Origin of the sequence: Pseudooceanicola sp. HF7 (assembly GCF_011806405.1) — a bacterium.
In the GTDB taxonomy this organism is placed as follows: Bacteria; Pseudomonadota; Alphaproteobacteria; order Rhodobacterales; family Rhodobacteraceae; genus Pseudooceanicola.
Window position 1 is genome coordinate 100,788 of record NZ_JAATOW010000013.1, and the last position, 7,496, is coordinate 108,283.

A 7,496-nucleotide genomic window follows, 5' to 3' on the forward strand; every position below is an offset into this window, starting at 1 on the left:
TCCCTTCTGCCAGACCAGTCTCCGCCGCCCCATCAAGGGCCGCGCGAAGCCTCGGCTGCCTGCAGCCGCCGCCCCCACTCCGCCCAATGCACGCCCATCCGGCCTTTTGCCTCACGTCCAACTTCTTCTTGCCCGAAAACTCCCGCCGGAGGCCCCCACCCGCCACGCGCACCCAGGCCGGCCAATTCCAGCACCCCCCACCGTGCGCCGCCTTAACCCCGCCCGATACCGACCTGCGCACCGACGCAATACCGACGCAATACCGACGTGATACCGACGCGATACCGACGCGATACAGACGTGGCCCAAACCGGCGAAGACCCCCGTTAACCAGCCACTTGCCCCCGATTCGGGGCAGAAGGCCCACCGAGGGCCCCGCACGGCCCGGCAGGATCCCCTTAACCCGACGGGACGGCGGGCGGGGCGAGGCGCCCGCCAGGGCGCCAGCGCCGCTCCCGTCCACCCCCCGATCCCCGCCCATGTTGCCCCTGGCAGGGGCAGAGGGACCGCCCGATTGTGGCCCCTGCGCCGCGTTCCGCCCAACCATCCACCCGCCGGCCTCCAAATTCGCAAAAACCCATTGTATCGCGTGTGAAAACAGGTAGCTTTCCGGTCCCGGTGCATCGCATTCCGGGGCCGCGACAGGATCGTACAGGGACGAGTGACATGAAATTCAGCATCGAACGCGCCGCGCTTCTCAAGGCCGTCTCACAGGCCCAATCCGTGGTCGAGCGCCGCAACACGATCCCGATCCTGGCCAATGTCCTGATCGAAGCCGAAGGCGCCGACGTGCAGTTCCGCGCCACCGACCTCGACATCGAGGTGGTCGACAAGGCCCCCGCCATGGTCGAACGCGCCGGGGCCACCACGGTCTCTGCCGTGGTTCTCCATGAAATCGTTCGCAAATTGCCCGATGGCGCCATGGTCACCCTGTCCGAGGATTCCGGCGCAGGCCGCCTGACGGTCCAGGCCGGCCGGTCGAACTTCAACCTGGCCACCCTGCCGAAAGAAGACTTCCCGGTCATGGCCAGCTCCGAGTATGCCTCCAATTTCTCGGCCCCCGCGCCGGTTCTGCGGCGGCTCTTCGACAAGTCGAAGTTCGCCATTTCGACCGAGGAAACAAGGTATTACCTGAACGGCGTCTACATGCATGTCGCCGAATCCGAAGAGGGGCGCATGCTGCGCTGCGTGGCCACCGACGGCCACCGCCTGGCCCGGATCGACGCAAAGCTGCCCGAGGGCGCAGAGGAAATGCCCGGCGTCATCGTGCCCCGCAAGACCGTGGGCGAGCTGCGCAAGCTGCTGGACGATGACGACCTGGTCGTCGATGTCTCCGTCTCCGAATCCAAGGTGCGCTTCGCCACGCCGCAGATCACCCTGACCTCCAAGGTCATCGACGGCACCTTCCCGGATTATTCCCGTGTGATTCCAACGAATAACACCCGCCGCCTGGAAGTGGACGCCGCCGAATTCGCCAAGGCCGTCGACCGGGTCGCCACCGTCAGCTCCGAACGCTCCCGCGCCGTGAAGCTGTCGCTGGACGAAGACCGGCTGGTGCTCTCCGTCAACGCCCCCGACAGCGGCGCGGCAGAGGAAGAGCTGGCCGTGGCCTATGCCGACGAGCACCTCGATATCGGCTTCAACGCCAAGTACCTGCTTGAGATCGCCTCCCAGGTGGACCGGGAAAACGCGGTCTTCCTGTTCAACTCCTCTGGCGATCCAACCCTGATGCGCGAAGGCAATGACCTGAGCGCCGTCTACGTGGTCATGCCGATGCGCGTTTAACGCGGCGCTTTTGCGGCAGGTGAAATTTTCGACAGGAAAATGAAAGGGTTCGGTGGTGGGTAAGCTTTGTCTGACCCGGCTGGACCTGTCGCATTTCCGCTCCTGGCGGCGCGGAGAGATCCGCGCTGACGGCCGGCCCGTGGCGGTCTACGGCCCCAATGGCGCCGGCAAGACCAACGTGCTTGAGGCCGTCTCGCTCTTCTCGCCCGGACGCGGCCTGCGCCGTGCCGCGGCAGAAGAGATGGTCCGCCGCCCGGAGGCCCTGGGCTGGAAATTGTCCGGCATTCTCAAGTCCCTGCACCAGGTCCACGAGGTCGAGATGCAGGCGGAGCCCGGCCAGAGCCGCGCCCTGCGCATCGATGACAAGGCCGCCGCCCAGGTCGCCCTGGGCCGCATCGCCCGGGTGCTCTGGCTGGTGCCGTCCATGGATCGCCTCTGGATCGAGGGCGCAGAGGGGCGCCGGCGCTTCCTGGACCGCATGGTGCTCAGCTTCCTGCCCGGTCATGCAGAGGCGACGCTGGCCTATGAAAAGGCCATGCGCGAACGCAATCGCTTGCTGAAGGACCAGGTGCGCGACCGCCACTGGTACGCCGCGCTGGAACGCCAGATGGCCGAAGCCGGCGCCACGATCACCGCCAACCGCACCGCCGCGCTGGCCCTGATCGCAGAGGCCACGGACCAGGCCGAAACCGCCTTTCCCGCGCCGGCGCTGTCCCTGACCCATGCCGAAGGCGAGCTGCCAGAAGAGGGGCAGGACCTGCTGCTGGCCCTGCAGGACAGCCGGGCGCGCGACATGGCCGCCGGGCGCACCCTGATCGGCCCGCACCGCGTTGACATGGAGGCCTTCTGGACCCTCAAGGGCATCGCCGCCCGCGATGCCTCCACCGGGGAGCAGAAGGCGCTGCTGATCTCGCTGATCCTGGCCAATGCCCGCGGCCTTGCGCGCGATTTCGGGGCACCCCCGATCCTGCTGCTGGACGAGGTCGCGGCCCATCTTGACACCTCGCGACGCGCCGCGCTCTATGACGAGGTCTGCGCGCTCGGGGCGCAGGCCTGGATGACAGGCACCGGGCCGGAGCTTTTCGCGGAGCTCGGCGAGCGGGCGCAATACCTGGAAGTCACTGAAGAGGCTGGCGAAAGCCAGGCCAACGAAAGGACGGCCCCATGACTCCGCAGCGGGTGACCCTGATTACGCTTGGCGTGGCCGATCTTGACCGCGCCCGGACCTTCTACACCGACCTGGGCTGGATCCCGGTGGAGGAACAGCCCGGCGTGGTCTTCTACCAGCTCGACGGCATGGCCCTGGGCCTGTTCGGCGCAGAGGCCCTCGCAGAGGACCAGGGACGCCCCGGCGCAGAGCTGGGCACGGGCGCGATGACCCTGGCGCAGAACTTCCCGGATCGTGAGTCCGTGGACGACGCTTTCGAAATGGCCCTGACCGCCGGCGCAGAGCCGCTGAAAACCCCCGAAGAGGTCTTCTGGGGCGGCTATTCTGGCTATTTCGCGGATCCCGACGGCCATGTCTGGGAACTGGCCCACAACCCCTTCTGGACGCTGGATGACACGGGCCGGCTGACCATCCCGACGGAGAGCTGAAGTGACCATCACCGCCGGCGAAATGGCGCTCTATGCCGGAGCGCTAGTGATCCTGTTCATGACCCCCGGCCCGGTCTGGCTGGCGTTGACCGGGCGCACGCTTGCCGGTGGCTTCCGCGCCGCCCTGCCGCTGGCACTTGGCGTGGCATGCGGCGATGTGTTGTGGTCCCTGCTGGCGATCCTGGGACTGAGCTGGGTGGTCGACCAGATGGACCAGGTGCTCTTCGCCATCCGCCTGCTGGGCACGGCGATGTTCCTGTGGATGGGGATCTCCATCCTGCGCAACGCGGACAAGTCAATCTCGGCCGACAGCCGCCTGACCCGGCCCGGCGCGGCGGCGGGCTTTGCCGCCGGGGTAGCCGCCATCATCGGCAATCCAAAGGCGATCCTGTTCTACCTCGGCATCCTGCCCGGCTTCATCGACGTGGCCCATGTGACGCGCCCGGATATCGCCGCGATCCTGCTGATCTCCATGGCGATCCCCTTCCTGGGCAACATGGTCTTTGCCGCTTTCGTGGACCGGGCGCGGCGGCTCCTGTCCTCCGGCACGGCGCTGCGGCGGACCAATATCGTGGCCGGCTGCCTGATGATCCTGGTGGGCTTTGTCCTGCCCTTCACCTAGGCGCCGGATGCCCCCCGGGGCAGCCCCCCGGCCGGAGCCTGCCAAAGCCGCGAAAAATCATGTCATCGGCGTGACATTCCCCCCGTAAAAGCCTAGATTGGCGAAGGAATTTCCAAAGGGGAAACGCATGGCTGAGGCTCAACCGAGCACGCCGGAATACGACGCCGGTTCTATCAAGGTTCTCAAAGGCTTGGACGCAGTCCGCAAGCGTCCCGGCATGTACATCGGTGATACCGACGACGGCTCCGGTCTGCATCACATGATCTACGAGGCCGTGGACAACGGCATCGATGAGGCGCTGGCAGGCCACGCGGACTTCGTTCGCGTCGTGATCCATGCGGATAACTCCGTCTCCGTGCGCGACAACGGGCGCGGGATTCCCACCAGCATCCACCCCGAAGAGGGGGTCTCGGCGGCAGAGGTCATCATGACCCAGCTGCACGCGGGCGGTAAGTTCGACCAGAACTCCTACAAGGTGTCGGGCGGTCTGCACGGCGTCGGGATCTCCGTGGTGAACGCGCTGTCGGACTGGCTTGAGCTGCGCATCTGGCGTGACGGCAAGGAGCACTACGTGCGCTTCGAGGACAGCGTCACGGTGCGTCCGCTGGAAGTGGTCGGCGATGCCGGCGACGAAAAGGGCACGGAAGTGCGCTTCCTCTCCTCCACGCAGACCTTCTCCAACCTGGAATATGATTTCGCGACGCTGGAAAAGCGGCTGCGCGAACTGGCCTTCCTGAACTCCGGCGTGCGCATCGTCCTTGAGGATCACCGCCCCGCCGAAGCCCTGAAGACAGAGCTGTTCTACGAAGGCGGCGTGAAGGAATTCGTGCGTTACCTCGATCGCTCCAAGTCCTCGATCATGACCGATCCGGTCTATATCACCGGCGAAAAGGACGGCATCGGGGTCGAGGTCGCGATGTGGTGGAACGACAGCTACAACGAGATGGTGCTGCCCTTCACCAACAACATCCCGCAGCGCGACGGGGGCACGCACATGGCGGGCTTCCGTGCCGCGCTGACCCGGACGATGACCAAGTATTCCCAGGAAAGCGGCATCGCCAAGCGCGAGAAAGTCAGCTTCACCGGCGACGACGCCCGTGAGGGACTGACCTGCGTGCTCTCCGTCAAGGTGCCCGATCCCAAGTTCAGCTCCCAGACCAAGGACAAGCTGGTCTCTTCCGAGGTGCGGCCCGTGGTCGAGAACCTGGTGGGCGAGAAGCTGAGCGAGTGGTTCGAGGAAAACCCCAACGAAGCCCGCACGATCATCAGCAAGATCGTCGAGGCCGCGCAGGCCCGCGAAGCCGCCCGCAAGGCGCGTGAGCTGACCCGACGCAAGACCGCGATGGACGTGAACTTCCTGGCCGGCAAGCTCAAGGATTGCTCCTCCAAGGATCCTTCCGAAACCGAAGTCTTCATCGTCGAGGGTGACTCTGCCGGTGGCTCTGCCCAGACGGGCCGGGACCGGCGCACCCAGGCGATCCTGCCGCTGAAGGGCAAGATCCTGAACGTGGAACGGGCGCGCTTCGACCGGATGCTGTCCAGCCAGGAGATCGGCAACCTTGTCATGGCGCTTGGCACCGGCATCGGCCGGGACGAGTTCAACATCGACAAGCTGCGCTATCACAAGATCGTCCTGATGACCGACGCCGACGTTGACGGCGCGCACATCCGGACCCTGCTGCTGACCTTCTTCTACCGGCAGATGCCGGCGCTGATCGAAGGCGGCTACCTCTATATCGCCCAGCCGCCGCTCTACAAGGCGACCCGCGGCAAGTCCGAGGTCTACCTGAAGGACCAGACGGCGATGGACGATTACCTGATCGAACAGGGGACCGATGCCACGGTGCTGAAGCTGGGCAACGGTGTCGAACTGGCCGGAGAGGACCTGAAGCGCGTGGTTGTGGAAGCCCGCCAGCTCAAGCGCGTCATTGATGCCTTCCCCACCCATTACCCCCGTCACATCCTGGAACAGGCCGCCGTGGCCGGAGCCTTCGTGCCCGGTGCCGTGGATTCGGATCTGCAGGGCGTCGCGGACAAGGTCGCGGCCCGCCTGGACCTGATCGCGCTGGAATACGAACGCGGCTGGCAGGGCCGGATCACCCAGGATCACGGCATCCGCCTGGCCCGCATCCTGCGCGGCGTGGAAGAGGTGCGCACCCTGGACGGCCCGATGCTGCGCTCCGGTGAGGCCCGCAAGACCGGCTCCTTCACCAAGTCCCTGCAAGAGGTCTACAACACCCCGGCCACCCTGATCCGCAAGGACCGCAGCCAGCTGATCTACGGCCCGCTGCAATTGCTCTCTGCCATCCTGCAGGAGGGTGAGAAAGGCCTGGCGATCCAGCGTTACAAGGGCCTGGGCGAAATGAACCCCGACCAGCTGTGGGAAACCACGCTGGACCCGGATGCCCGCACCCTGCTGCAAGTCCGGGTAGAGGACGTGGCCGAAGCCGATGACCTGTTCACCAAGCTGATGGGGGATGTGGTCGAACCGCGGCGCGAGTTCATCCAGACCAATGCCCTGAGTGTCGAAAACCTCGATTTCTAAGGCGGTACTGGCAGGTTATGGCCGCTTTTGCGCCACCCTCTGGACAGGGGGTGGCGCTTTCGTCTTGGATACAACCGGAACAAGATAGCGAAGCACAACATCCCATGCGATACAGGATCCCCCTTCCCACACTGCGGCCGCTTTCGGCCGGGCTCTTTCTTCTGCTGGTGGCCTGCGGCACGACCTACACGGTCCCGCAGGTTTCCAGCCGGAACAGCCAGGCCGCCAATGCGATCTTCACCGAAGAGCAGCGCAGCGGCTCTGCCAGCCTGAACCCCGGTCAGCCGACCCAGTCGGACATGGCCCGGTTCCGCCGCGTTGTGGCCCGCGTCGAACCCGTCGGAGAGGCCTTCTGCCGCGCAGAGATCGGCAACAGCCGCACCTGCGATGTCACGGTGACGATCGACAAGGACATGGCTCAGCCCAACGCCTACCAGACCTATTCCGGCACCCGTCCGATCATCGCCTTCTCGCGCCCGATGCTGGCCGAGGTGCGCAATGACGATGAGCTGGCCTTTATCCTGGGCCATGAGATGGGCCACCACATCGCGGCGCACGTCGACAAGCAGGGCCAGCAGGCCCTGGCCGGCGCGCTGCTAGGCGGAATCGCCGTGGCGGCCCTGGGCGGTGATCCCAACGATGCGATGTCCGGCGCGATGGTGGGCAGCATGGTCGGCTCCCATTCCTACTCGCAACGCTATGAGCTTGAGGCGGACGTGGTGGGCACCCAGATCACTCGGCAGGCCGGTTACAACCCGGTGACCGGAGCACGGTTCTTTGCCCGGCCCAAGCCGCAGCAAAGCTCCGGCCAGCTCAGCTTCTGGGGCACCCATCCGCCGGATCGCCAGCGCCTGGCCACGGTTCTGGAAACCGTGGATGAGCTGGACGCCAACGGCGGGCAACTGAACCCGGCACGGTAAATCAGGCGCTGCGGCGGGGCCGGGGGGG

At 65.9% G+C, this 7,496-nt stretch carries 6 protein-coding genes; all 6 read left to right on the forward strand.

Going from position 1 to position 7,496, the window contains the following annotated elements; all coding sequences use genetic code 11:
- Positions 1 to 666: 666 nt before the first annotated feature.
- The 6 genes from dnaN to HCZ97_RS09975 all read left to right on the forward strand — a co-directional run bounded on the left by dnaN (position 667) and on the right by HCZ97_RS09975 (position 7,468).
- On the forward strand, positions 667 to 1,785 hold the full coding sequence (dnaN, locus tag HCZ97_RS09950) for a DNA polymerase III subunit beta (RefSeq protein WP_167688553.1): 1,119 nt from the start codon (positions 667 to 669) through the stop codon (positions 1,783 to 1,785).
- A gap of 55 nt (positions 1,786 to 1,840) precedes the next feature.
- Positions 1,841 to 2,953, forward strand: coding sequence for a DNA replication/repair protein RecF (gene recF, locus HCZ97_RS09955; RefSeq protein WP_167688554.1), 1,113 nt, complete (start codon positions 1,841 to 1,843; stop codon positions 2,951 to 2,953).
- The gene (locus HCZ97_RS09960; RefSeq protein ID WP_167688555.1) at positions 2,950 to 3,381 is read left to right on the forward strand and encodes a VOC family protein; all 432 of its coding nucleotides are present in this window, start codon (positions 2,950 to 2,952) and stop codon (positions 3,379 to 3,381) included. The genes recF and HCZ97_RS09960 overlap by 4 nt, the downstream gene beginning before the upstream one ends.
- Position 3,382: 1 nt before the next feature.
- Positions 3,383 to 4,003, forward strand: coding sequence for a LysE family translocator (locus HCZ97_RS09965; RefSeq protein WP_167688556.1), 621 nt, complete (start codon positions 3,383 to 3,385; stop codon positions 4,001 to 4,003).
- A 127-nt stretch (positions 4,004 to 4,130) separates the two neighbouring features.
- Positions 4,131 to 6,548 carry a DNA topoisomerase (ATP-hydrolyzing) subunit B gene (gyrB, locus tag HCZ97_RS09970; protein ID WP_167688557.1) on the forward strand — a complete coding sequence of 806 codons (2,418 nt, stop codon included), beginning with the start codon at positions 4,131 to 4,133 and terminating at the stop codon, positions 6,546 to 6,548.
- A 104-nt stretch (positions 6,549 to 6,652) separates the two neighbouring features.
- Positions 6,653 to 7,468 (forward strand): M48 family metalloprotease, encoded by an 816-nt coding sequence (locus HCZ97_RS09975; protein ID WP_167688558.1) that lies wholly within the window; start codon positions 6,653 to 6,655, stop codon positions 7,466 to 7,468.
- Positions 7,469 to 7,496 lie beyond the last annotated feature (28 nt).

Coding starts and splice junctions, on each gene's coding strand:
- dnaN (WP_167688553.1), top strand. CDS start 667: ATGAAATTCAGCATCGAACGCGCCGCGCTTCTCAAGGCCGTCTCACAG.
- gyrB (WP_167688557.1), top strand. CDS start 4,131: ATGGCTGAGGCTCAACCGAGCACGCCGGAATACGACGCCGGTTCTATC.
- HCZ97_RS09960 (WP_167688555.1), top strand. CDS start 2,950: ATGACTCCGCAGCGGGTGACCCTGATTACGCTTGGCGTGGCCGATCTT.
- HCZ97_RS09975 (WP_167688558.1), top strand. CDS start 6,653: ATGCGATACAGGATCCCCCTTCCCACACTGCGGCCGCTTTCGGCCGGG.